The organism is Prescottella equi (assembly GCF_002094305.1).
Lineage (GTDB): Bacteria > Actinomycetota > Actinomycetes > Mycobacteriales > Mycobacteriaceae > Prescottella > Prescottella equi.
In genome coordinates, this window is sequence record NZ_LWTX01000004.1 from 183,357 (window position 1) to 210,058 (window position 26,702).

Genomic DNA, 26,702 nt, shown 5'->3' on the forward strand with positions numbered 1-26,702 from the left:
GACGCGGGTTCAACGCGAATCGCCCCCTGCCGGACGGGGTGTCCGGCAGGGGGCGACGAGGTGGGCCGTCAGTGGAAGACGGAGAGCGCGCGCTGGAAGCTGTCGATGCGCTGCGGCAGGCCGTGGGTCCCGCCGTTGACGATGCGGGAGACGTTCTCGATGCTGCCGGAGTCCGACACGGCATTGAGGTTGCGGGACTGCCAGTACCAGGCGGCGGTCTCGAAGGCGTTCTCCGGTGTCGCCATCAGCTCGGGGTTCGCGACGAAGTCGATCCCGAGGTACTGGCTCACACTCTCGTAGTTGTGGCGTCCGGTCACCTGGATTGCGCCGCGACCCTTGAACCGCTCGCCGTCGCCGGGTGCGAAGTTGCCGAGATCCGAGCGGCCCTCGTAGGCGCGACCGGACGCGTACTCCTCGAACGTGCGGAACGAGTCGGATTCGACCACGAGCTGGGCGATGAATGCGGCCTTGCGGAGCGGGGTGTCGATCGCGGCCTTCGCGAGTGCCTCGTTGAGCGGTGCGACGTACTGTGCCAAGCGGTCGGGCGCCACCTGCGGGACGATGTTGACGAGCTCGTCCAGGGTGACGGACGCGGGGGCCGGCGGGGGCGGGGGTGCCGGCAGTGCAGGTTCCGGCACGACGCGCGCCTGCGGGACGGGTGCGGGAGCGGTCGAGGACTGGGGCAGCTCCAGCGCCTTCAGCAGGCCGGCGGTGTCGAGGAACTGGGCGGGCGCGGTGGGTAACGAAGGCGTGACGCTCGCGGAGGCGACCGGTCCGGTCGCGAGGTTGCCGGCGCAGAGCCCGGCGACGGTGGCGGTTGCGAGGACGGCGACACGGGCTCGCGACAGGAGTCCGCGCTGGGTGCCGCTCTTGCGATCGGTCGTGCAGTCAGGAGTGTTGTGCAAGGCTCATGCTCCGGCTGGGGGCTGCGGGTGCAGCCGCGTCGGGCGTGAACACCGGTATCATCGGAAGTGGTCCTCGGGATCGAGACCGTCGGATCACCGGGTGGTCACGGCAATGTCACAACCAGATAACAGGCCGTTACCAAAGATCTTCAAGTGATCGAGACGAGCGCCACTCTGGGCACCGAAAGTGATTCAGATCACAAATCTGTCGGCGTGTCGTTGCGGGTTTTGTGCCCTCAGCCCTGGTAGGTGAGCTTTTCGTCGTGGCTCGGGTGGGGAGGGAAACCCCTCGTCGTGACCTTCCAGCCCCGCAATCGGCTCCGCATCAGCGCGAAGATGAACCGCGATCGGCGCCCACGGGACCGGTTCGTGACATCGGTTCGTGACATCACCGCCGCCGACCGATACATGTCTGCGACCCCGTGCCTCGACCCGTCGGCCTCCTCGGGTGGGGGCAACGAACGGCGCCGCCCGGCGTCCCTACGCGTCCGCGAACTCCAGACCACCGTCCGCCGTGGCGGGGACGCGGCGGCGCAGCGGTGACCCCAGGGCCCGGGCGAGATCGCTGCCGTCGTGCTCGGCGAGCAGGTCGCCGCCGGACCAGACGAGCAGTGCCGCGCTGACGCTCTGTTCGGCTGTCGAGTGCGCCAGGTCGTAATGCGCGCACCCCGGAACGCCCGGGTACGTGATCCAGAGGTCGTAGCCGGTCATGAACAGGTCGAGATCGAACTGGACACTCAGACCCAGCAATTCGCTGCGCCCGTTGTCGTCGACACCAGCGAAGGCCTCGTCGAGGCCCAGCAGGCGGGGCGAGTGCGGATCGGCCGACGAGAGCATCACGTGCGCGGCAGCGAACAGCGGAAGGTGCAGGGATACCGACTGCTCGCCACCGGACAGCGCGCTGTGCCGCGCCACGGTGAGACGGTCCTCGCTGCCGTCCCCGCCGATCAATGTGAACGAGAACACCCGCCACCGGCGGTAGTCGAGCGCCGACGCGAGGATCTCGGGGTACGAGCGCTCCGGGTGCGCAGCCCGGGCGATGCGCACCTGCGCCGCGAAGTGGGCGCGGATGGTCGCCAGCTCGTCGGCACTCAACGCCGCGGGCGCGCGGTCCAACAGCTTGGACACTGCACGGGAGGTGTCGTCGAGGTTGTCGGCGAGTACCCAGTGCACGCCGATCGTGCTGCCCGACGACATGCGCCGCTCGCGCATCTCGGCACCCATCTGGGCGATCAGGTCACGGGCGTCCGCGGTGCGCTCGTGGATCTGCTGGGCGAGGCCGGTCAGCAGCGCGTCCTCGAGGATGCGCCGCTCGGAGTCGGTGAGCAGGACCTCCTGGTCCTGACGTGCCGCCGCGATCCGCGTCGAGAACTCGCCGATCGACGAGTAGCCCTGATCGTCCTGGACTCGGACGACGGTCAGCCCGTCCGGCGCGTCCCACTGCAGGCGGTAGTCCTGACCAGCCGCGGCCAGTTGCGCGTCGAAGTCCTGCAGTGCCGCGGTGAGCGCCGACCGGGTCGACTTCTTCGCGTTCTCGCTGGTCCGGACGGACGCGGTCGCGGCGTCCATCGCGCGATAGAGCGCCGCGACCTCGGCCGGCAGGATCGGTGCGTCCGGATCGCCCTCGGTGACGATCCGGTAGACGAGCTGGTCCGGGGTGAGCCACGCGGCCGCACTCTGCGGCCAGGTGTGCTCGCCCTCGACCCGCAGCAGGTCGAGGAGGTCACGTCGCGCGTACGGTGCCAGTCGGTCGGCGTCGGTCCGGGTCTCGGTGAGCGCGCTGCGCAGTCCTTCGACGGCTGCGTTGTGCGCACCCTCGGCCTTGCCGATCTGCTCGACCGCCGCGTCGTAGGCCTTGCGTGCCGCCCGCTGTTCGGTCTTGCATACCTCGATCCGCGCCCGCGCTTCCTCGAGATCGGCATCGATCTGTTCGGCGCTCGCTCCCAACGCCTCGCGCAGCGTCTCGAGGCGCGAGACCTGCTGCGCGTAGTTCTCCTCGGCGACCGCTGCCTCCTCGACGAACTCCTCGGTGTTGCCGCGGGCCTCCTCGAGCCGGTCCTCGGCCTCACGGTGGAGTTCCAGTTCCTTCTCGTGCTCCCGGCGGCAGCGCAACAGCTGTTCGCCCTGGCTCTCGAAGTGCCGGATCGACGCGGCGAGGGCATCGACGTCACGGGCGTGGTGCGACACCCGATGCGCGACCGCGACGGCGCGAAGTTGCTTCTCCTTCGCCGTGTGATCGGCGATGGCCTGGTCGAGTTCCTGGCCGGAAGACTCGGTCGACTCCGACCGGGTTCGCAGCGCTCCGGCCGCTTCGGTCAGCTTCTTGAGCGCGGCGAGGACGGCACCGGTGCGCGGAAGCGACTTCGCGGCGCCCGCGAGCGTGTCGAGCAGTGCCTTCGCGTCGCCTTCGACCGCGCGGGCGGCGGTCCGGGCGTCCTCCGCCGCGGTGATCTCGGCGTCGAGTTCGTCGATGCGCTGGGCGCGGCGACGTTCGCGCGCCGTGGTGCCGATGTACTCGGCGTCGGCCTTGACGTGCCGGCCCCGCGCTATGCCCTGCCAGAACCGTCCGTCGACTCCGATCCCGACGTGCGTGTCGCGGGCGCTGCCGTCGCGGTCCAGCGAGACCGAGTCGAGGATCGCCCGGACCCGATCTTCGGGCACTCCGGTATCGCTTTCCACGGCGAGCACGTCGGCGAGGGTCGCGCCCTGCGGGCGGCGGTCTTCCGGCAGCGGCTCGAGGAACTGCTCGGACTCGATGTCGGCCGGCGCATCGTCGGTGGGAAGCACCCACCCGTCGAGGAGGTTCGCGGCAGCGAGCGCGGACTCGACGCCTGCAGCGATGACGGGTTCGACGTCGTCGGCGAAGCGCACGAGACGCCACAGCGGAGCTCCGGGCAGCTCGCTGCGGTCCCCGGTGCGGGACGCGAATCGGGCAGGGGCGTCGTCCTTCTCGGCGGCGACGTGCTTGCGGTCGGTCTGCAGTTCCGCGATCCGGGCGGTCGCGGCCGCCTGCGCGGCGGCGGCCTCGCGGCGGCGGGCCCGCTGCTCGTCGAGCGCGGATTCGACGTGCTCGTGCAGCACGGTGCTCAGGCTGGGGGAGTCGTCGTCGCCGGCCTGCGCGAGCGCCTTGTCCAGTGCCGCGAACAGGTCCGCGGTCACGCCGATCGCGGCGTAGTCGGCGGAATGCTCGGTCCACCAGGAGCGCAACGCCGCCGCGCAATCCGCCCGGGCCAGCTCCACCGTCGCCTCGGCTTCGGCGACCGCGGCCTGTGCGGCCTCGAGCAGTTCGCGCCCCTTGTCGGCGGCCCGGTCCGCGCGTTCGCGTTCGGTGTTCGCCTTCTCGACGGTGGCGAGGGCGGCGCGCACGGCGCGGACGTCGCCGTCGCGTTCCTCGGCGTGCCCGCGGACCGCGGCGATGATCTGATCCGATCGCGAGCCCTCCGGCAGCGGGGTCCACGCGATGCCGGCCTGCTCGGCGGCCTCGGCCAGTTCGGTCTCGGCGCGTACCAGTGCCGCGGTGGCGGTCCGCACCGATTCGGTGGCGCGCGTTGCCTCGCCGGTGCGCTGTTCGAGCGTGGCCTGCGCCTTGCGGGCCTTGTCTGCCTGCTGCTCGGTCGACAGCTTCAGCTGTGCCACGGCGGCCGCGAGGTCGTCGAGCTGCTGTTTGCCCTCGTAGGCACCCGAGCGTTGCAGGGTGTCGAGGTCGGCGCGGGCCTGCTCGAGGGCGCGCTCGGCGGCGGTGAAGCGGTCCTCGGCGAGCAGTCGCTCCTCCTGTCGCGACGATTGCAGCGCGACCGCCGCGTCGAGCACCGACCGGGCGCGGTCCACCGATTCGAGGCGTCGCGCCACCTGTTCGACGTCCGTGCGGGCCTGCTGCGCCAGATACTTCGAGTACACGGTCACGAAGCTCTGCGCCGCCTGATCCGCGGCGGCCAGACCCTCGAGGGCGCGGCCTACCTCCTCCATGTCGCTGAAGGAGCGGGCCGCCTCGAGCACGAGCTGCTCGTCGAGCGGGCGCAGACCGTCCGTGAGGGCCTGCGACAGCCCCTTGGGGTCGAGGTTCTTCGCCAGCTGCGGACGCCGCAGCGTCAGGATCAGGTTGATCAGCTGGTCGTACCGTTCGGCGCCGAGCCCGAACAGCCGCGCATCGATGGCGGCGCGGTAGTCGACGGGACGATCGGTGATCGCGTCGCTGCCGAGCTGTTCGGCGAGCTGCTTCTTCGTCAACGGCCGGTCGTCGTCGCCGAGGAGCGAGAAGTCCACGCCGACCCGGCCGTCGGCGACGAAGTACCACCGGGTGACCTTGTCGTTCTGCCGGCTCGCGCGCATGCCGATTCCGACGGTGACGGCCTCGGGGTCGTCCTGCGGCCCGCGGGCGAACTCCATCCACACGTAGGAGTGCGCCGAATCCTGGCCCCGATACAGCAGATTGGACTTCATCGTCCGCTCCTCGCCCGCGAACGGGTTCAGTCGCCGCGGCTCGATGCGGCCGTCGAACACGAACGGGAACAGCACCTCGAGCGCCTTCGTCTTGCCCGAACCGTTCGGGCCCCGGAGCACCAGCCGGCCGTCCGCGAACGAGAACTCCTGGTCGCGGTAGTCCCAGAGATTGATGATCCCGGCGCGGGTCGGCTTGAAACGCGCAGATGCCATGCGAAAAATGCCTCTACTTCTCTAGGAGTGCTTCTCGGCGGAGACCGGTTCGTGGAACAACTCGGACTGGGCGCTCCGGTCGCGGATGTTGACGACGACGCCACGGAACCGGGCGATCGGCGGCAGCACGAGTACGCCGCCGTCGACGCTGCGGACGAGCTGCAACCGATCGAGGAGCGCGACGGCGTTGCGGCGCAAGCCGTTGCGGTCCGCCTGCCACTGCGCGGCGAAGGTGCGCCCGAACCGGAGTACGAGTTCGTCGACGGCCCCGGTCACCCAGTCGTCGTCGAGGAGCGCGTAGCGGGCGGGTTCGATCGGGTCGTCACGGTCGTCGGCGGCGTATCCCGCCGACTCCGCTGACTCGGCCGACTCGAACGGGTCGGCCAACTGCTCGAAGATCCCCGATCGGGGGATCGCCGAGTCCAGCCGCTCGATCAGCTCGGCCTGATCGGTGGTCGGCAGCGGGTGCCGGGGGAGCGGGGCAGCATCGAGATCGAGGACCCGGTCGGCCATCTCGCCGGCCAGGAGCAACGCGACCTGTGCGATGGTGCCGGTGCTCGGGAACCGCACGTCGGACATCCGACCGGACGGATCGATCATCGCGATGCCCTCGGCGCGGCGCTCGGCCACGAGCCCGGTGAGATCCTCGACGTCGGCGGCGGTGCGCGGCAGCGCCAGCTGCAGTCGCTCGTCGTCGGTGAGGGTGTCGGCGTACACGACCGGACGCTCGACGAGGGCGCGCCGCATCCGCCGGGCGGTCTCGCGCGCGTCGGTGGGTCGGTAGGCGGTGATGTCGTCGTCGAGGGGCGCCGGCTCACCGGTGAGCAGCGAGCGCACCGACGTCACGTGCTGCAGTGCCCGGGGCGGCCGGAACAGCGCCACCACGACCGAGCGGTCGATGTCGTAGAGCGCCTCTCCCGCATCGGGATTCGACGCCCATCCGCCCGCGTCACCGTCGGCGAGGACGATCGCGCCGCGCGCGGCGAGCCAGCCGACGGCGTCGACGAACGCGTCCCGGTCTGCCGCGCGATCGGTGGACAGTGTCACTCCGGCGACCTGCGTGGCCTCGGATGCGACGTGATCGGCCAGTTCCGACAGGGTGATCTGGTTGCCGGCGCGGCCGAGCGCGGCGAGGGCGAGCGCCAGGTACGCGTAGCGATGCCGGTCGAAGGGGCGATCGGTGCCGGTGCGGGCGGGCGCGCCGGGTTCGAGCCGGTCCGTCACTGTGAACAGGCGCGCGGTGGTCTCGGTGACCTCGAGTCGGTAGCCGAACAACTCGAGCAGGTCGTCGCGCAGCTCGGTGGCCCACCGGCGCAACAGCGGCAGCGCGAGGCGATCAGGATACGTCTGCGTCACAAGGTGATTCGAGAGGATCACCCGCGCGGCCCGCTGGTACGAATCGAGGTCGAGTGGGGAGACGGAACGGTTCCTCATCGGACGCTCACCCGCAGTCCGTCCAGGTGGAGCCTGCCGCGAGCGGTGTGCACGACGGTCGATTCCCCGTGCGGGCTCAGTGTGAGCTTGACGCCGTTCTCCGACCCGGTGGAGCTGGGAACGGTTCCGGTGACCGGCACCCGGGCGGTGAGTGCGGCATTGAGCAGGCTGAGCAGGACGTCGGTCTCCTGCTCGTCGAGCACCCGGTCGTACGCTCCGGAAGCCGCCAGCGACGACGCCGCGATCGCCCGCGCCCGCTGGGCGGCGAGTTGTTCCTCCCGGAGGCGGCGGATGCTGCCTTCGTTGCGCTGCATGCGCGACGGCATGCCGGGCTGGGCGGCCCGGCCGGTCTCGGCGAGCGTGCGGGAGATCTCCACCGGAGTGGCGTCCCACCACGACCGGGACTCGGGAATGATGTCCGCGTCCGGGTGCACCATCGACAGGTGTCGAGGGCGACCCAGGTCGAAGACGAGCTGGAACAGCGCGTGGGCCGATTCCTCGTCCGGGGTTGCGGCGAACCAGCCGGCCAGGTGCCGCAACTGACTCTCGCGGCTCACGCCGCCGCGTCTGGTCTCGGTGACGCGGCGCAGCAGCGAGAGCACTGCCGCGATCGCGCTCATCGTGCCCTCGCGCAGCCTGTCCGACTCGCTCGGCCCGGCGGCCGCGACGAACCACTGCGCCAGGCCCGACCACCGCGCCCGCCAATCGGATTCGCGTTCCTCGCGGGAGAGGAACACCCGGTCGTCGCTCGCGGCGGCACGGGTGATCAGCGATTCGATGCCGGTCGCCTCCACGTTCTCGATCGCGGCACCGAGCTTCGGCGCGTACCGCGCGAGGTCGGAACTGAACTCGCGCATGTGACTGAGCAGCGCGTCCTTGTGCGAGAGGAAGGCCTCCGGCGTGATCTCCGTCGTGCGCACCAGATCGCCCAGCATCAGATAGAACTGGGCGGCGCGGGCCGCCATGTCGGTGAGCGTCGAATCCAGCCGCGCGAGCTTGCGATAGATGAGATCACCGTCGCCGCAGCGGTTCGCCTGCGCGAGTTCCTCGAGGTCGGACAACAGGTCGGGCAGCGCGAGCCGGGAGAGCGTCGCGTCCTCGAGCCGTGCACCCAGCAGGTCCTCGACCGCCCGGAACGCGAGGTAGCCGGCCTGGCTGAACTGGTACACGAAGTGCCGGTTCCGGTACTCGGCGAGCGTCGCGGCGCGGCTGCCGTCGTAGCTGCGTTCGAGCACGCCCCACGTGTGCAACTGGTCGAGCAGGGGCGGGATCTCACCGGCGGTGAGAGCACCCGACGGATCGTCGTCGGCGATACGGGCGAGAATGTCGGCGACCTCGCCGGCATGCAGCAGGACAACGTAGTTGGCACGCGCGTGGTCGAACGCCCGCATCACCCACAGGTAGTCGGTGCGTTTCTCCGCCGTGGTGAAGGAGAACAGTCGCAACCGGTCCTCGCGCACGGCGAAGTCGACGTCCGCGGCGGACGCGCGCGGGTCACCTGAATCGCTCACCGTGACAGCCTAGGGCGTCGGCCCTCCGACGAGCGAACACGCCGGTCGGTCACCGCGCTCGGCGCATCTCGCGGCGCCAGCCGGACTCGTCCGCGCGCATCGTCGTCAGCTGGTAGTCGGCGGCATCGGGGTGCCGGAACGGACCGGCGACGAGGTCCGCGTAGGCGTGCGACGGGGCGACGCAGCGCAGTCCCTCGCGGATCTGCATGCGCTCGAACACCACCGCCGACCACGGCGTGGCGATCACGACATCGCCACCGCCGTCGACGGGGCGCAGATCGAACTCGGACGCGAAGGCGTCGACGTCGTCGGCATACAGTTCGAGCACGTCGGGCCGGGCGTAGTCGGTGGCACCGATCCCGGTGACCGCGTAGCCCGGGTCCCCGCTGCTCGCGGCGAGTCGGGACCGCAGGTCGTCGAGGCCGTCGGGCGACGCGAAACGCCGCGTGCGACAGGGCTTGCGATCGGTGGCCCACGCCCGCAGCATGTGCTCCCAGCGGACGTCGGTGACGGGGCCGCGGGGCATCCGGCTGAGGAGTTCGCGCTCGAAGAGCACTTCCACGACGCGGTAAGCGGCACCCGTCGAGGCGCCCGAGAGCTTGATCAATTCGGGCACCGACATTTCGCCGACGTGATCGGCGAGAGCGCGCACGACGCGTTCGGACGGCTCACCGGTGAGGACGCCGGACGGGCGACCCGGGCCGCGCCACGGGTCCGCGTCCGCACCCCGGTTCCGCACCCAGATCGCCGGCCGGTCCGCGACGAGCGTGAGGTTGCCCGTGGCGTCGGCGTAGGAGATGCCGTGCGAGTCGAGTTGGCGGCGCACCGGGTCGGACAGGTAGTGCGCGCACACGAACCCGCGGTCGCTGTCGGACAGTTCGTTCGCGATGCGGGCGATGTCGCCGCTCAGTACGCCCTTGGACGTCACGATCGCGTACGAGACGGTGTCGCCGTCGGGGGCGGTGACGAGAAGTCGGTTGGGTGCGGCGGGGGAGCGGGGGCGATCCGCCGACACGGTCCAGCCGTTGGGCAGTGCGCCTTCCAGCCAGGCCACGGCGCGGCGGTAGATGTCGATGCTGCGCTCGGGGCGAGGATTCGGGGCAACGTCGGTGATGCTCACATTCGTCACAGTAGTCACTCTGTGCACTACGGAACCAGTAGAAACTCCGAAACCTGAGCGGCGTGTCGCTCGGAAGTCGGTAGGGGACGGAACATGAGGAATTACCGAATCATCGCGGCGAATGTCGCACGTTCGGGCGCCTGTCTCGAGATCGGCTACGGAGGTCGAGGGCGCTTCAGTCGGCGCGCGGGCCCCGGGGCATGAGCAGCGGCGGCAGGATCGCGAGAAGCAGCGCGGGCACCAGGAAGCTCGCGCTCGGATGGGTCGCGTACAGCGGGGTGAGGGTGAGCGGCGCGAGTGCCGCTCCCGAGAACCGGAACGACTGCACCACCGACACCGCGCCGCCGCGGTTGCCGCCCTCGGCGCCCAGAACTGCAGCATTGACGCCGACCAGCAGGAACTGCGACGCGACCCCGGCAACGAACCAGGCGATCGCCGCGACTGCGACGTAGCCGACGGTTCCCGCCACGGCCACGAGCGTGGCGCCGGCGACGGCGCCCAGCATGACCGTCCTGCGGGCGCCGATCCGGTCGATCAGGGTGCCGACCGGGCGCGCGGTGAGGATGCCTGCGACGCCGAAGCCGGTCAGCAGCAGCCCGCGGGCGGCCGGGCTCATCCCGAAGACGTCCTCGGCGCGGAAGGCGAGCAGGAAGCCGAGGCCGCCGAGGGCTCCCCACCCGAGCAGGGCGACGACACCCACTCGGAGCACGTCCGGCCGCAACGCGTCGCGCAGCCGGGCTCCGGTGTCGGCCGGAATGGTGCGTGCGGCGTCGGGCAGGCCCACCGCGCCGAGCAGCGCGGCGACGAGGGCGATCGCGAGGAATGCCAGACGCCAGTCGGCTTCGGCGGCCAGGCCGCCGATCAGTGGGGCGCTGGTCTGCCCGGCCGCCTGCAGCGCGCCGAACGCGCCGAGGGCGCGGCCGAGCTCGTGTTGCGGCGTCATCGCGGCGAGCGTCGCCAGCAGCAGGGGAGTGGTGAACGCGTTCGCGCAGCCCTGGAGAACGCGGGCACCGAGGAACAGTTCGAGTGTCGGGGCCGCGAAACAGGCCAGCGACGCCGCGAGGTACACCCCGTACGCCACCCGCACGGTCCGCATCCGACCCCAGCGTGCGCCGAGCGTGCCCGAGACGAGCATGACGAGCGCGAACGGAAGCAGATAGGCGGTGAGCGAGGACGCCGCCGCAGCGGCGTCGGTCCCGAGTCCGTCGCCGATCTCGGGGAGCATCGACGTGACGACACCGCCGCCGAACGGACCCAGGAATCCGCCGGCGTACAGCGCCGAGCGTTGCAGCGTCGCACGCGGACCGGCGGCGCCGTCCGCCGTCACGCCCCGAAACGCCCCGGTCCGCGGCGACGCAGATAGCGCTCGAACTCGGCCGCCAGCGCGTCCCCGTCGATCTTGGAGATCGCGTCGGAGATGTCGGTCTCGGCGTCGCCGCGTTCCTCGAGCGAGCGCACGTACTCGGCGATCTCCTCGTCGTCGCGGGTCATCTCCGACACCGACTCCTCCCAGTCCTCTGCCTGGTTGGGCAGATCACCGAGCGGAACCTCGATGTCGAGGACCTCCTCGACGCGCTGGAGCAGCGCGACGGTCGCCTTGGGATTGGGCGGCTGCGACACGTAGTGGGGGACCGCGGCCCAGAACGAGACGGCAGGAACGCCCGCCTTGACGCACGCGTCCTGCAGCACGCCGGCGATTCCGGTCGGGCCCTCGTAGCGGGACTTCTCGAGGCTGAACTGCTCGGCGGCCTCGATGCTGTGCGCCGTGCCGGTCACGGGCACCGGTCGGCTGTGCGGGGTGTCCGCCAGGAGCGCGCCCAGGATCACCACCGTGTGCACGCCGAGCTCCTCGACGAACTCGAGCAGCTCGTCGCAATAGCTGCGCCAGCGCATGTTCGGCTCGATACCGCGCAGCAGCAGCACGTCGCGGTCGCTGCCCGGAGGGGTGCACAGGGACAACTGGGTGGTGGGCCAGACGATCTCGCGGGTGACGCCGTCGACCTGCCGGATGATGGGCCGGTTGACCTGGTAGTCGTAGTAGTCCTCGGAGTCCAGCTCGGCGAGCGGCTTGGCGTCCCACGTCAACTCGAGGTGCTCGACGGCACCGCTGGCGGCGTCGCCGGCATCGTTCCAGCCTTCGAAAGCGGCGATCAGCACGGGATCGCGCAGGGGTGGCACGTCCGCGTCGGTTTCGTCCGCAGCGGAGGTGTCGGGGAACTCGGGTGAACTCACCCACCCAGCCTACGACCAGGGGCCGACGAGCCGCCCACTACTGTGGACGGCATGTCTGCACCATTCCACTCTGCCCTGCTCGATGCGCTGAAGCAGCGCGTTGTCATCGGCGACGGCGCCATGGGCACGATGTTGCAGGCCGCGGATCTGACTCTCGACGACTTCCTCGGGCTCGAAGGCTGCAACGAGATTCTCAACGAGACCCGTCCCGACGTGCTGCGCGACATCCACCGCGCGTACTTCGAGGCCGGCGCCGACGCGGTCGAAACCAACACTTTCGGTTGCAACCTCCCGAACCTCGCCGACTACGACATCGCGCACCGCATCCGGGACCTGTCCGAGCGCGGTACCCGGATCGCCCGCGAGGTCGCGGACGAGATGGGTCCAGGCCGCGACGGCATGGGCCGGTTCGTGCTCGGCTCGATGGGTCCGGGCACCAAGCTGCCCACCCTCGGCCACGCCCCGTTCGCGGTCCTGCGTGACGCCTACACCGAGTCTGCGCTCGGCATGATCGAGGGGGGCGCCGACGCGATCCTCGTCGAGACCTGCCAGGACCTGCTCCAGGTGAAGGCCGCGATCATCGGCAGCCAGCACGCGATGGAGAAGCTGGGGCGCCGCCTGCCGATCATCACCCACGTCACGGTCGAGACGACCGGCACGATGCTGCTCGGCAGCGAGATCGGCGCCGCGCTCACGGCGCTCGAGCCGCTCGGCATCGACATGATCGGCCTCAACTGCGCCACCGGCCCGGACGAGATGAGCGAGCACCTGCGGCACCTGTCGCGGCACTCGAAGCTGCCGGTGTCCGTGATGCCGAACGCCGGTCTGCCGCAGCTGGGTCCGAACGGGGCCGAGTACCCGCTGTCGGCCGAGGAACTCGCGGTCGCGCTGTCGGGCTTCGTGAGCGAGTTCGGTCTGTCGTTCGTCGGTGGCTGCTGCGGCACCACCCCCGAGCACATCCGTCAGGTCGCCGACGCCGTCCGCCGGGTCGAGCAGGCGAAGCGCACGCCGGAGCCCGAGGACGGGACGTCGTCGCTGTACCAGGCGGTGCCGTTCGATCAGGACGCCTCGATCCTGATGATCGGTGAGCGGACGAACTCCAACGGCTCCAAGGCGTTCCGCGAGGCCATGATCGCCGAGGACTACCAGAAGTGCATCGACATCGCGAAGGACCAGACCCGCGACGGCGCGCACATGCTCGACCTCAACGTCGACTACGTCGGTCGTGACGGCGCCGCCGACATGGCTGCGCTCGCAAGCCGATTCGCGACCGCGTCGACGCTGCCGATCATGCTCGACTCCACCGAGCCCGAGGTGCTCCGCGCAGGGCTCGAGCATCTCGGCGGCCGCTGCGCCGTCAACTCGGTGAACTACGAGGACGGCGACGGCCCGAACTCGCGCTACCAGCGAATCATGAAGCTGGTCAAGGAGCATGGCGCAGCGGTCGTGGCGCTCACGATCGACGAGGAGGGCCAGGCCCGCACCGCCGAGCACAAGGTCCGGATCGCCGAGCGGTTGATCCAGGACATCACCACCACGTGGGGCCTGTCGCAGTCGGACATCATCATCGACGCGTTGACGTTCCCGATCTCGACGGGTCAGGAGGAGGTCCGCCGCGACGGCATCGAGACCATCGAGGCGATCCGCGAGATCAAACGCCGCTACCCGGACGTGCACTTCACGCTCGGTATCTCGAACATCTCGTTCGGTCTCAATCCCGCAGCGCGCCAGGTGCTGAACTCGGTGTTCCTGCACGAGTGCACGGAAGCCGGCCTCGACACGGCGATCGTGCACGCGTCGAAGATCCTGCCGATGGCGCGCATCCCCGACGAGCAGCGCGAGACCGCGCTCGACCTGGTCTACGACCGTCGCCGCGAGGGGTACGACCCGCTGCAGAAGCTCATGGAGTTGTTCGAGGGCGTCTCGGCGGCCTCCGCGCGCGAGTCACGGGCCGAGGAGTTGGCGGCGCTGCCGCTGTTCGAGCGGCTCGAGCGGCGCATCGTCGACGGCGAGCGGAACGGGCTCGAGGCCGACCTCGATGCCGCGATGGTCGAGCGTCCGCCGCTCGAGATCATCAACGAGACCCTGCTCTCGGGCATGAAGACCGTCGGCGAGCTCTTCGGCTCCGGCCAGATGCAGTTGCCGTTCGTGTTGCAGTCGGCCGAGGTCATGAAGGCCGCGGTCGCGTACCTCGAGCCGCACATGGAGTCGACCGGCGACGAGGGCAAGGGCCGGATCGTGCTCGCCACCGTCAAGGGCGACGTGCACGACATCGGTAAGAACCTCGTCGACATCATCCTCTCCAACAACGGGTACGAGGTCGTCAACATCGGCATCAAGCAGCCGATCGCGACCATCCTCGACGTCGCTCTCGACAAGAAGGCCGACGTCATAGGCATGTCGGGTCTGCTCGTGAAGTCGACGGTCGTGATGAAGGAGAACCTCGAGGAACTCAACGCGAAGGGTGTCGCGGAGCAGTTCCCGGTCCTGCTCGGCGGTGCGGCGCTCACCCGCTCGTACGTCGAGAACGATCTGTCCGACGTCTACCAGGGCGAGGTTTCCTACGCGCGGGACGCGTTCGAGGGCCTGCATCTGATGGACACGATCATGGCCGTCAAGCGCGGCGAGGGGCCGGCACCGGACAGCCCGGAGGCGATCGCGGCCGCAGAGAAGGCGGCCGAGCGCAAGGCCAGGCATGAGCGCTCCAAGCGGATCGCGGAGAAGCGCAAGGCCGAGTCTGCGCCCGTCGAGGTTCCGGAGCGGTCCGACGTCGCCGTCGACATCGTCGTGCCGAGTCCGCCGTTCTGGGGTACCCGCATCGTGAAGGGCATCGCACTGGCCGAGTATTCGGGTCTGCTCGACGAGCGTGCGTTGTTCCTGGGGCAGTGGGGTCTGCGCGGTCAGCGGGCCGGCGACGGCCCGACGTACGAGGAACTGGTCGAGACCGAGGGGCGTCCGCGCCTGCGGTACTGGCTGGACCGGCTGAGCACGGAGGGTGTGCTCCAGCATGCCGCCGTCGTCTACGGATACTTCCCGGCCGTCTCCGAGGGCGACGACGTGATCGTCCTCGAGTCACCGGACCCCGATGCGCCCGAGCGGTTCCGGTTCACGTTCCCGCGTCAGCAGCGCGATCGGTTCCTGTGCATCGCGGACTTCGTGCGCTCCCGTGACGACGCCCGCAAGGACGGGCAGGTCGACGTGCTGCCCATGAACCTCGTGACGATGGGCCAGCCCATCGCGGACTTCGCGAACGAGTTGTTCGCCGCGAATTCCTACCGCGACTACCTCGAGGTGCACGGCATCGGCGTCCAGCTCACCGAGGCGCTGGCCGAGTACTGGCACCGCCGGGTCCGCGAGGAACTGGTGCTGCCCGGCGGTCACAACCTCGCCGAGCAGGACCCCTCGGATGTCGAGGACTTCTTCAAGCTCGAATATCGGGGCGCGCGTTACTCCTTCGGCTACGGCGCCTGCCCGGACCTCGAGGATCGGCGCAAGCTCGTCGCGCTGCTCGAGCCGGAGCGGATCGGCGTCGAGCTGTCGGAGGAGGTCCAGCTGCATCCCGAGCAGTCGACCGACGCATTCGTCCTGCATCACCCGGAGGCCAAGTACTTCAATGTTTGATCGAACGTCGGCGGAGGCCGGCACGCTGCGGGCCGTCCTGTGGGACATGGACGGCACGCTGCTCGAGTCGGAGAACCTGTGGGACATCGGGGTCCGCGAGCTGTCGCTGCACCTCGGGGGCCCGATGTCGGAGGAGACCCGCCAGGCGACCATCGGGGCATCCAGCTACAACGCGCTGATCATGGTGTTCGCGGCGCTCGACCTCGATCCGCATCCGGACGCGCTGGCCGACGCGAAGAGTTGGCTGTACACGAGGATGGGGAAGCTGTTCGAGGCCGGACTGCCGTGGCGGCCGGGCGCACAGCAGGCGTTGCGCACCGTTCGCACGGCGGGACTCGGATCGGCGCTCGTGACCAACACCGACCGGGAACTGTGCGAGTTCGCGCTCGACACACTCGGGCGCGAGCATTTCGACCACTCGGTGTGCGGCGACGAGGTGCCGGAGGGTAAGCCGGATCCCGCGCCGTACCTGCGGGCGGCCGAACTGCTCGGTGTCGAGCCCGCCGAGTGCCTCGCGGTGGAGGATTCGCCCACCGGCGCCGCCGCGGCGGAGGCGGCGGGCTGCACGGTACTGGTGGTTCCGTCCATCACGACGGTCCCCGAGTCGCCGCGTCGGATCTTCCGCACGACGCTCGAGGGTCTCACGGTGCCGGATCTGTTCGCGCTGCATCGGCAGGAGGCCGCCTGACATGGCGACCCCGAAGATCGTTCTGTTCTACCGGTTCACGCCACTCGCCGACCCCGAGGCGATCCGGCTGTGGCAGCAGACCCTCGCCGCGTCGAACAACCTGACCGGCCGGATCCTCATCTCCGAGCACGGCATCAACGCGACTGTCGGCGGCGACATCGCCGACGTCAAGCGGTACGTGCGGGGAACGCGCTCGTACGCACCGTTCAAGGACGCCGACATCAAGTGGTCCGACGGCACCGGCGACGACTTCCCTCGGCTGTCGGTGAAGGTCCGCCCCGAGATCGTCACCTTCGGTGCCCCCGACGAGCTGAAGGTCGACGCGGACGGGGTGGTCGGCGGCGGGGTCCACCTGTCGCCCGACGAACTCCACGAGCTCGTCGAACAGCGTGGCGACGACGTCGTGTTCTTCGACGGGCGCAACAAGTTCGAGGCCGAGATCGGGCGATTCCGCAACGCCGTGGTCCCGGACGTCGCGACCACGCGAGACTTCCTGTCCGAGCTCGACAGCGGTCGCTACGACCACCTCAAGACCAAGCCGGTCGTCACCTACTGCACCGGGGGTGTCCGGTGCGAGGTGTTGTCCGCGCTGATGCGCAATCGCGGGTTCGAGGAGGTCTACCAGATCGACGGGGGCATCGTCCGGTACGGCGAGGCCTACGGCGACGAGGGCTTGTGGGACGGTTCGCTGTACGTGTTCGACAAGCGGATGAACCTGCAGTTCTCCGGCAACGCCGTCACCCTCGGCACCTGCACCCTGTGTCAGGAGCCGACGTCGCGGTACCGCAACTACCCGGACACGGGCGGCCGCGAGCTCGTGCTCGTGTGCGAGTCCTGCGTGCCCGACGCCTGACCGACGGCGATGGCACGCGCCCCACTGCCGGTGCGGGACGGTCTCGGTCCGGACCGGATCCGCATGCCCGCGGCTGCGGTCGCGCGGACGATCGTCGAGTTCCTGACCACGCATCATCCCGATGAGGACTGGGCGGGACGGATCGCGGCCCGCGAGGTGGTCGACGAACACGGGCGGGTCGTCGACCACGGGACCGGCTACCAGCCCACCCGGTTCGTGTACTTCTACCGGGAGCCGGCACCGGAGGTGCCGGTGCCGTTCGACATCGACGTCCTGCATCACGTAGGCGGCCTGGTCGTCGTCGACAAGCCGCATTTCCTGTCGACGATTCCGCGCGGCGCACACATCCGGGAGACGGTCGTCGTGCGTCTGCGGCGCGACCTGGGCCTACCGGACCTGGTCCCGGTGCACCGCCTGGACCGGATGACGGCGGGGGTGCTGCTGTGCACTGCCGATCCCCGCCTGCGCCGCCCGTACCAGGAGATGTTCGAGCGCCGACGCGTGCGCAAGGTGTACGAGGCGATCGCGCCGTACCCCGGCGACATCGATTTCCCACGCACCGTGCGCAGCCGGATCGTGAAGGTGCACGGCGAACTCACCGCGTACGAGGAAGCGGGAGAACCGAATTCGGAGACGCTGATCGAGCTGGTCGAGCGCCGCGGCGACCTCGCGCGGTACCGGCTGCACCCGAGGACCGGCCGCACCCACCAGTTGAGGCTGCACCTGAACGCGATCGGCGCGCCGATCGTGGGCGACAACTTCTATCCGCAGTTCCGACGCCGCGATCGCGACGACTTCACCGACCCGCTGCGGCTTCTCGCGCGGAGCCTCGAATTCGACGATCCGGTCACCGGCGAGAGCAGGCGGTTCGAGAGCCGGCGGGTCCTGGAGTACTGAGTGCGGGCGGCTCGTCGCCTCGTGAGACAATCGATACCCGTGAAGACCTTCGAATCCCTGTTCGCCGAGCTGACCGAGCGCGCCGCCTCCCGCCCCGAGGGATCCGGCACCGTTGCCGCGCTGGACGCAGGTGTCCATGCGCAGGGCAAGAAGGTGCTCGAGGAGGCCGGCGAGGTCTGGATCGCCGCCGAACACGAGACCGACGAGGCACTCGCCGAGGAAATCTCTCAGCTGCTCTACTGGGTCCAGGTTCTGATGGTGGGTAAGGGACTCAAGCTCGAAGACGTGTACCGACATCTGTGATCGCCGCACCGAGCCACTGACACCCCTGGGTTCCTGATACCCATCCCCGGAAGGACCACCCCACATGCTGCGCGTCGCAGTACCCAACAAGGGATCGCTCTCCGAGTCCGCGAGCCAGATCCTGACCGAGGCCGGCTACCGTCGCCGTACCGATTCTCGTGACCTGACCGTCCTCGATCCCACCAACAACGTCGAGTTCTTCTTCCTGCGGCCCAAGGACATTGCGATCTACGTCGGTTCCGGCGAGCTGGATCTCGGCATCACCGGCCGCGACCTGGCACGCGACTCCGGTGCGCCCGTGGACGAGCGTCTCGCACTCGGTTTCGGTGGCTCCACGTTCCGGTACGCCGCACCGGCGGGCAAGGACTGGAGCGTCGAGGACCTCGCCGGTCTGCGCATCGCCACGTCGTACCCGAACCTCGTGCGCACCGACCTGGCCGCCCGTGGCCTCGAGGCCACCGTCATCCGTCTCGACGGCGCCGTGGAGATCTCGATCCAGCTCGGCGTCGCCGATGCCATCGCCGACGTCGTCGGCTCCGGGCGGACGCTGCGTCAGCACAACCTCGTCGCCTTCGGCGAGTCGCTGTGCGACTCCGAGGGCGTGCTGATCGAGCGTCAGGGTTCGGACCGCACCGACAAGGCTCGCAACCAGCTGATCGCCCGCGTGCAGGGCGTCGTGTTCGCGCAGCAGTACCTGATGCTCGACTACGACTGCCCCAAGACGGCGCTCGACGAGGCCGTCAAGGTCACGCCGGGGCTCGAGTCGCCGACCCTCTCGCCGCTCGCGGACGAGAACTGGGTTGCGGTGCGGGCCATGGTGCGGCGCAAGGGACACAACGCAGTCATGGACCGGCTGGCCGATCTCGGGGCAAAGGCTATCCTCGCCTCCGACATCCGGTCCTGCCGCGCCTTCTGACACGGCACTCTCGAACACGTCGACGGCGGTGATTCCCCTTGGGGAGTCACCGCCGTCGACGTGTTCGAAGCCGGCGGGGCGGGTGAAGCCGCTAGCGGGCCCGGAGCTGGACCGTCTGGTTGATCCGGCCGACGGCCCCCGTCTCGTCGTAGACGACCCCGGCGCACATGCCGACCCCGTCCGGGCCGTACGACGTCTCGGACGACAGCCCGATCCACTCGCCGTCCGGCACCCGGAACAGGTGCACCGTCAGATCGGTGTTGAGGAAGGTCCACTCACTCGGATGGATCTTGGCGCCGACGCCGTTGGAGACGTCGACCACCGAGAAGAGTCGTTGGATCGGGCTCAGCGACTCACCCTCGACGAGAACGGGATTGGGGCGTGCCCACACCTGGCCGGGACCCTCGCAGCCGATCTCCTTCAACCAGCGCCAGTCCAGGCTCGTGACGAACCCCGAACCCCAGAACGGCCCGTCCATGGGGAGCTCGTGGCCCTCGGACACCGGACGCAACGGGGCGTCGGCCGTGTGCGCCACCGCAGCGGTGTCGACGGTCTCCATCCGCCACCCGGTGCCGCGGGCGACCGCGCGGGCCGTACCGTCGGGCCCGGCAGCCCACAGCTCGGCGACCACCAACTCGACCCGCCTGCCCGGCCGCTCGACCCACGAGCGCACCTCGATGTCGCTGATCGGCACCGGGCCGAGGATCTCGACGACCACACGGGTGAGGCGGGTGTCCGGCCGGGCGTCGCAACGCTCGAGCGCGCGGACCAGCAACGCCGACGGCGGAGCCCCGTGCTGCATTGTGTCGGCCCAGGTGCTCGCGGTCAGAGGTGTGGACGCGAACCTCTCGACGCCGTCCTCCACGCTCTCGAGCGGTACGTAGTAGGCCAGATCGCTCAATCGACTATCTCCTCGAACTCCGAACTCCCCTCCGAAGGGACGTCCGGCCAACCCGGATACGGGGGCGGTGTTCCACCGAAGGCCGGGCAACGAGACCTATGGTCGCACCAGTCACACAATCGGCCCGGATTGGGGCGGAAGTCCCCCGTGGTGCCCGCTTCGGAGATCGCCTGCCAGATCGCCGACAGCGTCCGCTCGAATCGCAGCAGCTCGTCCTCGACGGGGTCGTAGGTGAGGGTCTGCCCGTCGCCGAGATACAACAGTTGCAGCCGGGCCGGGACGACGCCCCGCGTCCGCAGCAGCACCAGGGCGTAGAACTTCATCTGGAACAGGGCCTTGGACTCGCTCAGCTCCCACGGCGCCCGCCCCGTCTTGTAGTCGACGACGCGGACCAGGCCGGTGGGGGACACATCGACGCGGTCGACGAATCCGCGCAGCAGGACTCCGTCGTCGAGCTCGGTCTCGACCCGGAGTTCGCACGCCTCCGGATCGAAGCGCGTCGGATCCTCCAGCCGGTAGTAGTTCGCGATCAGCCGCCGCGCGTCGGTCAGGAACTGCCCTCGGTCCGCGGGCCCGATGAGTTCGGCGAGTTCGGGGGAGTCGGCGAGTACCCGATCCCAGGCAGGCTCGACGAGTTCCTTTGCCCGGTCGGCCACGCGTTCACCGGCAGGCAACGCGAACAGGGCCTCGAGCGCGGCATGCACGACGGTGCCCTTCACCTGTGCCTTCGACGGTGTCTCGGGAAGCCGATCGATGGCCCGGAAGCGGTACAGCAGTGGACATTGCTTGAAATCGCCCGCCCGCGAGGGTGAGAGCGCGAGTCGCCGCGGGCGTCCCGACTCGTCCGCCCGCCCGGCGCCGTCGGTAGCGGGGGCAGGGTGCATCGGAACGCTCGTGGTCACACCTGGCAGGCTATGCGCTGGGTCCGACACGGTGTCGGGCACGGTCGACGACAGGAGTGGGCACGAGATGGCATCAGGCGGACTGGGACGTAGCGGACCGTTTCAGGTCGGTGATCGCGTCCAACTCACCGATGCCAAGGGGCGCAAGTACACGGTGGTCCTGGAACCCGGCAAGGAGTTCCACACGCATCGTGGTGGGATCCTGCACGACGCGCTGATCGGCACGGACGAGGGCACCGTCGTCACCTCGACCAACGGCACCCCGTACCTGGCGTTGCGGCCGTTGCTCACCGACTACGTGCTCTCGATGCCTCGGGGCGCGCAGGTGATCTATCCCAAGGACGCGGCGCAGATCGTGCACGAGGGCGACATCTTCCCCGGCGCCCGGGTCCTCGAGGCGGGGGCGGGTTCCGGTGCGCTGACCTGCTCGTTGCTGCGCGCCGTAGGACCCACGGGGCGGGTGACGTCGTACGAGGTGCGTGAGGATCACGCCGAGCACGCCGTCCGCAACGTCGAGACGTTCTTCGGCGGACGCCCCGAGAACTGGGATCTGACGATCGCCGACCTCGCCGAGTACGAGGCCGACGTCGACGGCAAGGTCGACCGCGTCGTGTTGGACATGCTGGCGCCGTGGGACGTGCTGCCGGCCGTGTCGAAGGCGCTGGTCCCCGGCGGTGTCCTGGTCGTCTACGTGGCCACCACGACGCAGCTGTCGAAGGTGGTCGAGGCGATGCGCGAGCAGGAGTGCTGGACCGAACCGCGGTCGTGGGAGTCGATGGTGCGTGGGTGGCACGTCGTGGGGCTCGCGGTCCGCCCGGAACACCGGATGCAGGGGCACACCGCGTTCCTGGTCACGGCCCGTCGGCTCGCCGAGGGCACCGTGACCCCCAAGCCACAGCGCCGACCCAGCAAGGGCTGAACACCCCGGACGACGACGGAGGGCCTGTCACGCGGTTCGCGGACAGGCCCTCCGGTGTGCCGGGTGGGTCAGGAGCAGGACAGCCGGCCCATGCCGAGAATCTCGCACGTGCTCGCGTCGGAGATCAGCCACTTGCCGTCCTTCTGGACGAAGGTGACGGGCACGGGAGCGCCGCCGTGCGGGCCGGCGATCTGCGTGGTGGCCACGACGGTGTCACCCTCGACCGCAACCTCGCCGACCGTCGCCGTCAGCGGGTAGCCCGCGAGGACCCCGTTCAGCTGGGCGATGACGTCCGCACGCTGGTCACCGTTCTCGATCACCGCGGTCTTCTGCTCGACAGGGGCGGCGGGGTCGAAGAACGTGGTGAGTTCCTCCTGCAGTACCTCCGTGGACGGCGCAGCCACCGTGGATCCCGAGGCTGTCGTGGTCGTGGCCGAGGCGGCTGCCGTGGTGCTGGAGGAGGTCGTGTCCGACGAATCGTCCGAGCTGCACGCAGTCATTCCGAGGGCGGCGACCAGCACGCCGGCGGCGACGAGGGATTTGCGGATGAACACCGTGAGGCCTTTCGGTTCGGGGCACGATCGGGCGCGACCGGCCTTTAGAAAGGTAAGGCTAACATGGGTCACCAGGGCTTCCGTGGGCGTCACGGTTCGTCGGCGGCTGTGTCTCGGAACGGTTCGAGGTCGTGTCACACCCCGCTTTGCTCGCGCTGCCGGTAGCGTTGATGGATCGGACTGGGAGGAGCTGCACATGAACCCGACTGAGAATCCGGACCCGGTTGCCGCGGCACGTGAGCTCGATGCGCTGCGGGCAGAGATCTCGGCGCTCCGCAGGCAACTCGCGGAATCACCCGAGCAGTTGCGCGAACTCGAATCTCGCGTGGATTCGCTCACCGTCCGCAACGGCAAACTGATGGACACCCTCAAGGAGGCCCGGCAGCAGCTCATCGCTCTCCGCGAGGAGGTCGACAGGCTCGGCCAGCCGCCCAGCGGCTACGGGGTGCTGCTCGCCGTTCACGAGGATCAGACCGTCGACGTCTTCACGTCGGGACGCAAGATGCGCCTGACGTGTTCCCCGAACGTCGAGACGGACACGCTCCGGATGGGCCAGACGGTGCGCCTCAACGAGGCGCTCACGATCGTCGAGGCCACGAGGTTCGAGAGCGTCGGTGAGATCTGTGCTCTGCGTGAGGTTCTCGACGACGGACAGCGTGCGTTGGTGGTGGGACACGCAGACGAGGAGCGGGTCGTGTGGCTCGCTGCCCCTCTCGCGGAGATCGCCGAGGAGGACGACGTCAAGGACCCGGATTCCCCGTCGCGCCGCCTGCGTCCCGGAGATTCCCTCCTGGTCGACACGAAGGCCGGGTACGCGTTCGAGCGCATCCCCAAGGCCGAGGTCGAGGACTTGGTGCTCGAGGAGGTGCCGGACGTCGGTTACAACGACATCGGCGGCCTCGGTCGGCAGATCGAGCAGATCCGTGACGCGGTCGAGCTGCCGTTCCTCCACAAGGACCTGTTCCACGAGTACGCGCTCCGCCCGCCCAAGGGTGTGCTGCTGTACGGCCCGCCGGGCTGCGGTAAGACACTCATCGCGAAAGCGGTCGCCAACTCGCTCGCCAAGAAGATCGCGGAGGCCCGCGGGGAGGACAGCAAGGAGGCCAAGTCCTACTTCCTCAACATCAAGGGCCCCGAGCTGCTCAACAAGTTCGTCGGTGAGACCGAGCGGCACATCCGGATGATCTTCCAGCGCGCCCGGGAGAAGGCGTCCGAGGGCACGCCGGTGATCGTGTTCTTCGACGAGATGGACTCGATCTTCCGTACCCGCGGGTCGGGTGTGTCGTCGGACGTCGAGACGACCGTCGTCCCGCAGCTGCTCAGCGAGATCGACGGCGTCGAGGGACTCGAGAACGTCATCGTGATCGGTGCGTCCAACCGCGAAGACATGATCGACCCCGCAATCCTGCGGCCCGGGCGGCTCGACGTGAAGATCAAGATCGAGCGTCCCGACGCCGAGTCCGCTCAGGACATCTTCTCGAAGTACCTCACCGAGACGCTGCCCCTGCACGCCGACGATCTCGCGGAGTTCAACGGCGATCGGGCGGCCTGCGTCAAGGCGATGATCGAGCGGGTCGTGGACCGGATGTACGCGGAGAGCGACGACAACCGCTTCCTGGAGGTCACCTATGCGAACGGTGACAAGGAGGTCCTGTTCTTCAAGGACTTCAACTCCGGCGCCATGATCCAGAACATCGTGGACCGTTCCAAGAAGTACGCGATCAAGTCCGTGCTCGAGACCGGGTCGCCCGGCCTACGAGTGCAGCACGTGTTCGATTCGATCGTCGACGAGTTCTCGGAGAACGAGGACCTGCCGAACACCACCAACCCGGACGACTGGGCAAGGATCTCGGGCAAGAAGGGCGAGCGGATCGTCTACATCCGCACGCTGGTCACCGGGAAGAACGCCAGCGCCAGCCGGGCCATCGACACCGAGTCGAACACGGGTCAGTACCTCTAGACCCCGCCACCGCCGAGGTAGTCGGCCAGCAGGACCCGCGTGTCCGGAACGAACGGCCACGTCGGGTCCTGCAGGTGTGCCTGCAGTTCTCGTTCGGTCCACCACCAGCCGTCGGTGACCTCGCTGGGTTGAAGGCGCAGCGGCCCGTCGTAGCGGGCTTCGAACGCGAACAGGTGGCACCGCAGCGGCGCACCGTTCCACGTCCCGTCCCACGCGATCCGCGAGATCGGGGACAGTTCGACCTCGGTGACGCCCAGTTCTTCGAAGAGCTCGCGCCGCGCCGTCTGCTCGGGTGTCTCTCCCGGGTCGACGACGCCGCCGGCCAGGCAGTCGTGCATGCCCCCGAACACAGCCTTCTGGGGCGTCCGCCGATGAACGTAGATGCGGGAGCCGTCGAGCGAGCGGAGCAGCACGCCGGCGCTGGCATGCCACAGCCCTTCCGCGTACACCCGCGACCGGGGCGCGGTGCCGACCGGTTCACCCTGCGCGTCGTATACGGCGACGACCTCGTCCATGCCCTCATCGTCGCACCGCGCGCCGCGGTGCTGTCAGAGCGGACGTCGACGTCGCCCGCTGTCGCGGTCGCGCAGACCCAGGATCACCGCAGCGGTCCCGGCAACGGTCCGGTCCTGGTCGGCGCCGAGCCGGACGAGGATCTCCCGGGCGGTTTCGCCGGGAATCTCGGCCAGCGCCTGCGTGATTCGCAGGCGCGTGGGCGGGTCGTCGGAGTCGTCGAGCGTGTCGTGCACCAGCCGGGCGACGTGGTCGGGATCCGGGGTGCTCGCCGCCAGCCGGCCCAGCACCTCCGCGGCCTCGACGTCCGACCGCCCGTCGACGATCATCGTCATGAGAGTCGGGATGGCCTCGGTGTCGCCGAGGGAGCCCAGGGACAGTGCGGCCCGCTCGCGGATCGAGGTGTCCGGATCGTCGAGCACCCGTCTGAGGAGTGCGGTCGCCTCGGGTGTCCGAACCGACGCGATCGCGGCGGTGGCGCGCCGACGGATCTCGACCGACGCCGAGTCGAGCGCGGCGGCGAGTTCGGGAAGTCCCCGATCGGCGGCACGCGCCAGCGACCACTGCAGCGCCCCCGCCACATTCGGGTTCTCCTCCGCCAGCGCGGCTTCGACCAGTGCTGCGACCGGCAGCGCGGCCCCCGGGTCCTGGGACAGGACGGCCTGTTGCCGGCGGCCCGCCGACTCGGAGTCGAGGGCGTGCAGCAGACCGACGACGCGCAGCACGTCGTCCCACAGCGTGGGTCCGGCGTCGTCGACCCGCTCGAGTTTGGCGAGCAGTTCCTGTTCGGCGGCGATCCGCCGGCGGGTGTGCCGGATGAGGTCTCCCACGAGAGCGGACGGTGCGAACTCGGGCTCGTCCAGTGCCCGTTTCGTATCCTCGAGCGACAGCCCCAGCGTCCGCAGACTCTCGACGTGGAAGAGCCGCCGGATGTCGTCGGGGGAGTACTCGCGGTAACCACCCGAGGTGCGCCCGGTGGGGGTGACCAGCCCCAGGGCGTCATAGTGACGCAGCATCCGAGCACTGACCCCCGAACGCCGGGAGACCTCACCGATCAACATGACTGCTCCTGCTCCGTGCGTCTCTATGCATCCGGTCCGGTCGCCGCGACGCGCCTCGCGAGCTCGACCGACACGGTGAACCCGCTGTCCGGATCGAGGTGGAGACGCTGCGTAGCCTGGGCGTGCGTTCGAACGTACGGATCGGCGTCCGCGGCCGCCACGTCGAGTGCCGGCAGGACGTCGTCGCCCAGCGCGACCAGCGCGCGGCTCAGACTGAGCTGCCGATCCCGATCACCGCGCCCGAGTTCGGTCGCGAGATCCGCGGCGAGGTCGGGCTCGGCGCCGGGCGGCACCACCGCGACCGCGGCCCGCCACGCGCTGCGTGCCACGTCGTCGTGCCGATCGTGCAGCAATGTCCGTACCGCCGGCCACGCGCGCGTGTCCCCGATCTTGGACAGCGTGTGCAGCGCCTGACTGCGTGCCTGCGTGATGTCGGAGCCGAGCTCGTCGATGAGCAGCGGCACCGTCACCTCCGCAGGGAGACGGCACAGCGCCCAGGTCAGCATGTCGCGGACGAAGAAGTCCGGTTCGACGCCGCAGCGCGCGACAAGTGCCTCCGCAAAGGCCGGATCCGCGTCCGTGCCGACAGCGAGTGCCGTCCGCAGCCGATCCGAGGGTCCGGGCGCGGCCAGGGCGCGGACGATGCGGGCAAACGGCCCGCCGTGGTTCGTGGTGTTCACGACGACCACCTCCTTCGCCGCCCATTCGAGTCCTTCTCACTGTGTCAGGGTCAAGCGGCTACGTCTCGGAGGCTCCGCG

At 69.5% G+C, this 26,702-nt stretch carries 21 protein-coding genes; 8 read left to right on the forward strand and 13 right to left on the reverse strand.

Going from position 1 to position 26,702, the window contains the following annotated elements; all coding sequences use genetic code 11:
* Positions 1-68: 68 nt before the first annotated feature.
* From A6I89_RS13080 to A6I89_RS13115, 7 genes are all read right to left on the reverse strand, one after another.
* Positions 69-905, reverse strand: a complete 837-nt coding sequence (locus tag A6I89_RS13080) for a glycoside hydrolase family 19 protein (RefSeq protein ID WP_022595911.1) — start codon at positions 903-905, stop codon at positions 69-71.
* A gap of 480 nt (positions 906-1,385) precedes the next feature.
* On the reverse strand, positions 1,386-5,558 hold the full coding sequence (locus A6I89_RS13090) for a TIGR02680 family protein (RefSeq protein ID WP_022595912.1): 4,173 nt from the start codon (positions 5,556-5,558) through the stop codon (positions 1,386-1,388).
* A gap of 21 nt (positions 5,559-5,579) precedes the next feature.
* A complete protein-coding gene (locus A6I89_RS13095) occupies positions 5,580-6,992 on the reverse strand; it encodes a TIGR02678 family protein (protein WP_005513253.1) in 1,413 nt (470 codons plus the stop codon).
* Positions 6,989-8,437 carry a TIGR02677 family protein gene (locus A6I89_RS13100; protein WP_164490701.1) on the reverse strand — a complete coding sequence of 483 codons (1,449 nt, stop codon included), beginning with the start codon at positions 8,435-8,437 and terminating at the stop codon, positions 6,989-6,991. The genes A6I89_RS13095 and A6I89_RS13100 overlap by 4 nt, the downstream gene beginning before the upstream one ends.
* Before the next feature lie 115 nt (positions 8,438-8,552).
* The gene (locus A6I89_RS13105; RefSeq protein WP_005513251.1) at positions 8,553-9,623 is read right to left on the reverse strand and encodes a hypothetical protein; all 1,071 of its coding nucleotides are present in this window, start codon (positions 9,621-9,623) and stop codon (positions 8,553-8,555) included.
* 175 nt (positions 9,624-9,798) lie between these two features.
* Complete coding sequence (locus A6I89_RS13110) at positions 9,799-10,950, reverse strand: MFS transporter (protein WP_022595913.1); 1,152 nt, start codon at positions 10,948-10,950, stop codon at positions 9,799-9,801.
* Positions 10,947-11,855 (reverse strand): PAC2 family protein, encoded by a 909-nt coding sequence (locus A6I89_RS13115; protein ID WP_005513249.1) that lies wholly within the window; start codon positions 11,853-11,855, stop codon positions 10,947-10,949. The genes A6I89_RS13110 and A6I89_RS13115 overlap by 4 nt, the downstream gene beginning before the upstream one ends.
* Positions 11,856-11,906: 51 nt before the next feature.
* Here A6I89_RS13115 and metH point away from each other — a divergent pair, with 51 nt between their 5' ends.
* The 6 genes from metH to hisG all read left to right on the forward strand — a co-directional run bounded on the left by metH (position 11,907) and on the right by hisG (position 19,133).
* A complete protein-coding gene (metH, locus tag A6I89_RS13120) occupies positions 11,907-15,476 on the forward strand; it encodes a methionine synthase (RefSeq protein ID WP_022595915.1) in 3,570 nt (1,189 codons plus the stop codon).
* Positions 15,469-16,164: an HAD family hydrolase gene (locus A6I89_RS13125; RefSeq protein ID WP_022595917.1), complete on the forward strand. Its 696-nt coding sequence runs from the start codon at positions 15,469-15,471 to the stop codon at positions 16,162-16,164. Before metH ends, A6I89_RS13125 begins: the two co-directional genes overlap by 8 nt.
* Before the next feature lies 1 nt (position 16,165).
* Positions 16,166-17,017, forward strand: a complete 852-nt coding sequence (gene trhO / locus A6I89_RS13130; protein WP_005513244.1) for an oxygen-dependent tRNA uridine(34) hydroxylase TrhO — start codon at positions 16,166-16,168, stop codon at positions 17,015-17,017.
* 9 nt (positions 17,018-17,026) lie between these two features.
* Positions 17,027-17,914, forward strand: a complete 888-nt coding sequence (locus A6I89_RS13135) for a pseudouridine synthase (protein ID WP_022595919.1) — start codon at positions 17,027-17,029, stop codon at positions 17,912-17,914.
* Between the two features lie 21 nt (positions 17,915-17,935).
* Positions 17,936-18,217 carry a phosphoribosyl-ATP diphosphatase gene (locus A6I89_RS13140; protein ID WP_172504527.1) on the forward strand — a complete coding sequence of 94 codons (282 nt, stop codon included), beginning with the start codon at positions 17,936-17,938 and terminating at the stop codon, positions 18,215-18,217.
* A gap of 64 nt (positions 18,218-18,281) precedes the next feature.
* On the forward strand, positions 18,282-19,133 hold the full coding sequence (hisG, locus tag A6I89_RS13145; protein ID WP_022595922.1) for an ATP phosphoribosyltransferase: 852 nt from the start codon (positions 18,282-18,284) through the stop codon (positions 19,131-19,133).
* Positions 19,134-19,224: 91 nt separating this feature from the next.
* Here hisG and A6I89_RS13150 read toward each other — a convergent pair whose 3' ends face one another.
* Both A6I89_RS13150 and A6I89_RS13155 read right to left on the reverse strand, forming a co-directional pair.
* Positions 19,225-20,034: a thioesterase family protein gene (locus tag A6I89_RS13150; RefSeq protein ID WP_022595924.1), complete on the reverse strand. Its 810-nt coding sequence runs from the start codon at positions 20,032-20,034 to the stop codon at positions 19,225-19,227.
* Complete coding sequence (locus A6I89_RS13155; RefSeq protein WP_022595926.1) at positions 20,031-20,918, reverse strand: RecB family exonuclease; 888 nt, start codon at positions 20,916-20,918, stop codon at positions 20,031-20,033. Before A6I89_RS13155 ends, A6I89_RS13150 begins: the two co-directional genes overlap by 4 nt.
* 85 nt (positions 20,919-21,003) lie before the next feature.
* On the opposite strand from A6I89_RS13155, the gene A6I89_RS13160 reads away from it, so the two are divergent.
* The gene (locus A6I89_RS13160) at positions 21,004-21,855 is read left to right on the forward strand and encodes a tRNA (adenine-N1)-methyltransferase (RefSeq protein ID WP_013416015.1); all 852 of its coding nucleotides are present in this window, start codon (positions 21,004-21,006) and stop codon (positions 21,853-21,855) included.
* Between the two features lie 68 nt (positions 21,856-21,923).
* On the opposite strand, the gene A6I89_RS13165 is transcribed toward A6I89_RS13160, so the two are convergent.
* On the reverse strand, positions 21,924-22,409 hold the full coding sequence (locus tag A6I89_RS13165) for a nuclear transport factor 2 family protein (protein WP_013416016.1): 486 nt from the start codon (positions 22,407-22,409) through the stop codon (positions 21,924-21,926).
* A gap of 196 nt (positions 22,410-22,605) precedes the next feature.
* Between A6I89_RS13165 and arc the strand changes: the two genes are divergently transcribed.
* On the forward strand, positions 22,606-24,369 hold the full coding sequence (gene arc / locus A6I89_RS13170) for a proteasome ATPase (protein ID WP_005513236.1): 1,764 nt from the start codon (positions 22,606-22,608) through the stop codon (positions 24,367-24,369).
* Here arc and A6I89_RS13175 read toward each other — a convergent pair.
* Genes A6I89_RS13175 through A6I89_RS13185 form a run of 3 tightly spaced genes read right to left on the reverse strand, consistent with a single transcriptional unit; the run spans position 24,366 to position 26,623 of the window.
* Positions 24,366-24,884, reverse strand: a complete 519-nt coding sequence (locus tag A6I89_RS13175) for an NUDIX hydrolase (protein WP_022595929.1) — start codon at positions 24,882-24,884, stop codon at positions 24,366-24,368. The genes arc and A6I89_RS13175 overlap by 4 nt on opposite strands.
* Before the next feature lie 33 nt (positions 24,885-24,917).
* On the reverse strand, positions 24,918-25,943 hold the full coding sequence (locus tag A6I89_RS13180; RefSeq protein ID WP_022595931.1) for a HEAT repeat domain-containing protein: 1,026 nt from the start codon (positions 25,941-25,943) through the stop codon (positions 24,918-24,920).
* A gap of 23 nt (positions 25,944-25,966) precedes the next feature.
* Positions 25,967-26,623, reverse strand: coding sequence for a HEAT repeat domain-containing protein (locus A6I89_RS13185; protein ID WP_044991016.1), 657 nt, complete (start codon positions 26,621-26,623; stop codon positions 25,967-25,969).
* Positions 26,624-26,702: the final 79 nt, after the last annotated feature.

Bases quoted from the DNA above. Each gene is read 5' to 3' on its own strand.
- A6I89_RS13180 (WP_022595931.1), bottom strand. From the start codon at position 25,943: ATGTTGATCGGTGAGGTCTCCCGGCGTTCGGGGGTCAGTGCTCGGATG.
- A6I89_RS13090 (WP_022595912.1), bottom strand. From the start codon at position 5,558: ATGGCATCTGCGCGTTTCAAGCCGACCCGCGCCGGGATCATCAATCTC.
- A6I89_RS13125 (WP_022595917.1), top strand. From the start codon at position 15,469: ATGTTTGATCGAACGTCGGCGGAGGCCGGCACGCTGCGGGCCGTCCTG.
- hisG (WP_022595922.1), top strand. From the start codon at position 18,282: ATGCTGCGCGTCGCAGTACCCAACAAGGGATCGCTCTCCGAGTCCGCG.
- arc (WP_005513236.1), top strand. From the start codon at position 22,606: ATGAACCCGACTGAGAATCCGGACCCGGTTGCCGCGGCACGTGAGCTC.
- A6I89_RS13160 (WP_013416015.1), top strand. From the start codon at position 21,004: ATGGCATCAGGCGGACTGGGACGTAGCGGACCGTTTCAGGTCGGTGAT.
- A6I89_RS13095 (WP_005513253.1), bottom strand. From the start codon at position 6,992: ATGAGGAACCGTTCCGTCTCCCCACTCGACCTCGATTCGTACCAGCGG.
- A6I89_RS13155 (WP_022595926.1), bottom strand. From the start codon at position 20,918: ATGCACCCTGCCCCCGCTACCGACGGCGCCGGGCGGGCGGACGAGTCG.
- trhO (WP_005513244.1), top strand. From the start codon at position 16,166: ATGGCGACCCCGAAGATCGTTCTGTTCTACCGGTTCACGCCACTCGCC.
- A6I89_RS13135 (WP_022595919.1), top strand. From the start codon at position 17,027: ATGGCACGCGCCCCACTGCCGGTGCGGGACGGTCTCGGTCCGGACCGG.
- A6I89_RS13175 (WP_022595929.1), bottom strand. From the start codon at position 24,884: ATGGACGAGGTCGTCGCCGTATACGACGCGCAGGGTGAACCGGTCGGC.
- metH (WP_022595915.1), top strand. From the start codon at position 11,907: ATGTCTGCACCATTCCACTCTGCCCTGCTCGATGCGCTGAAGCAGCGC.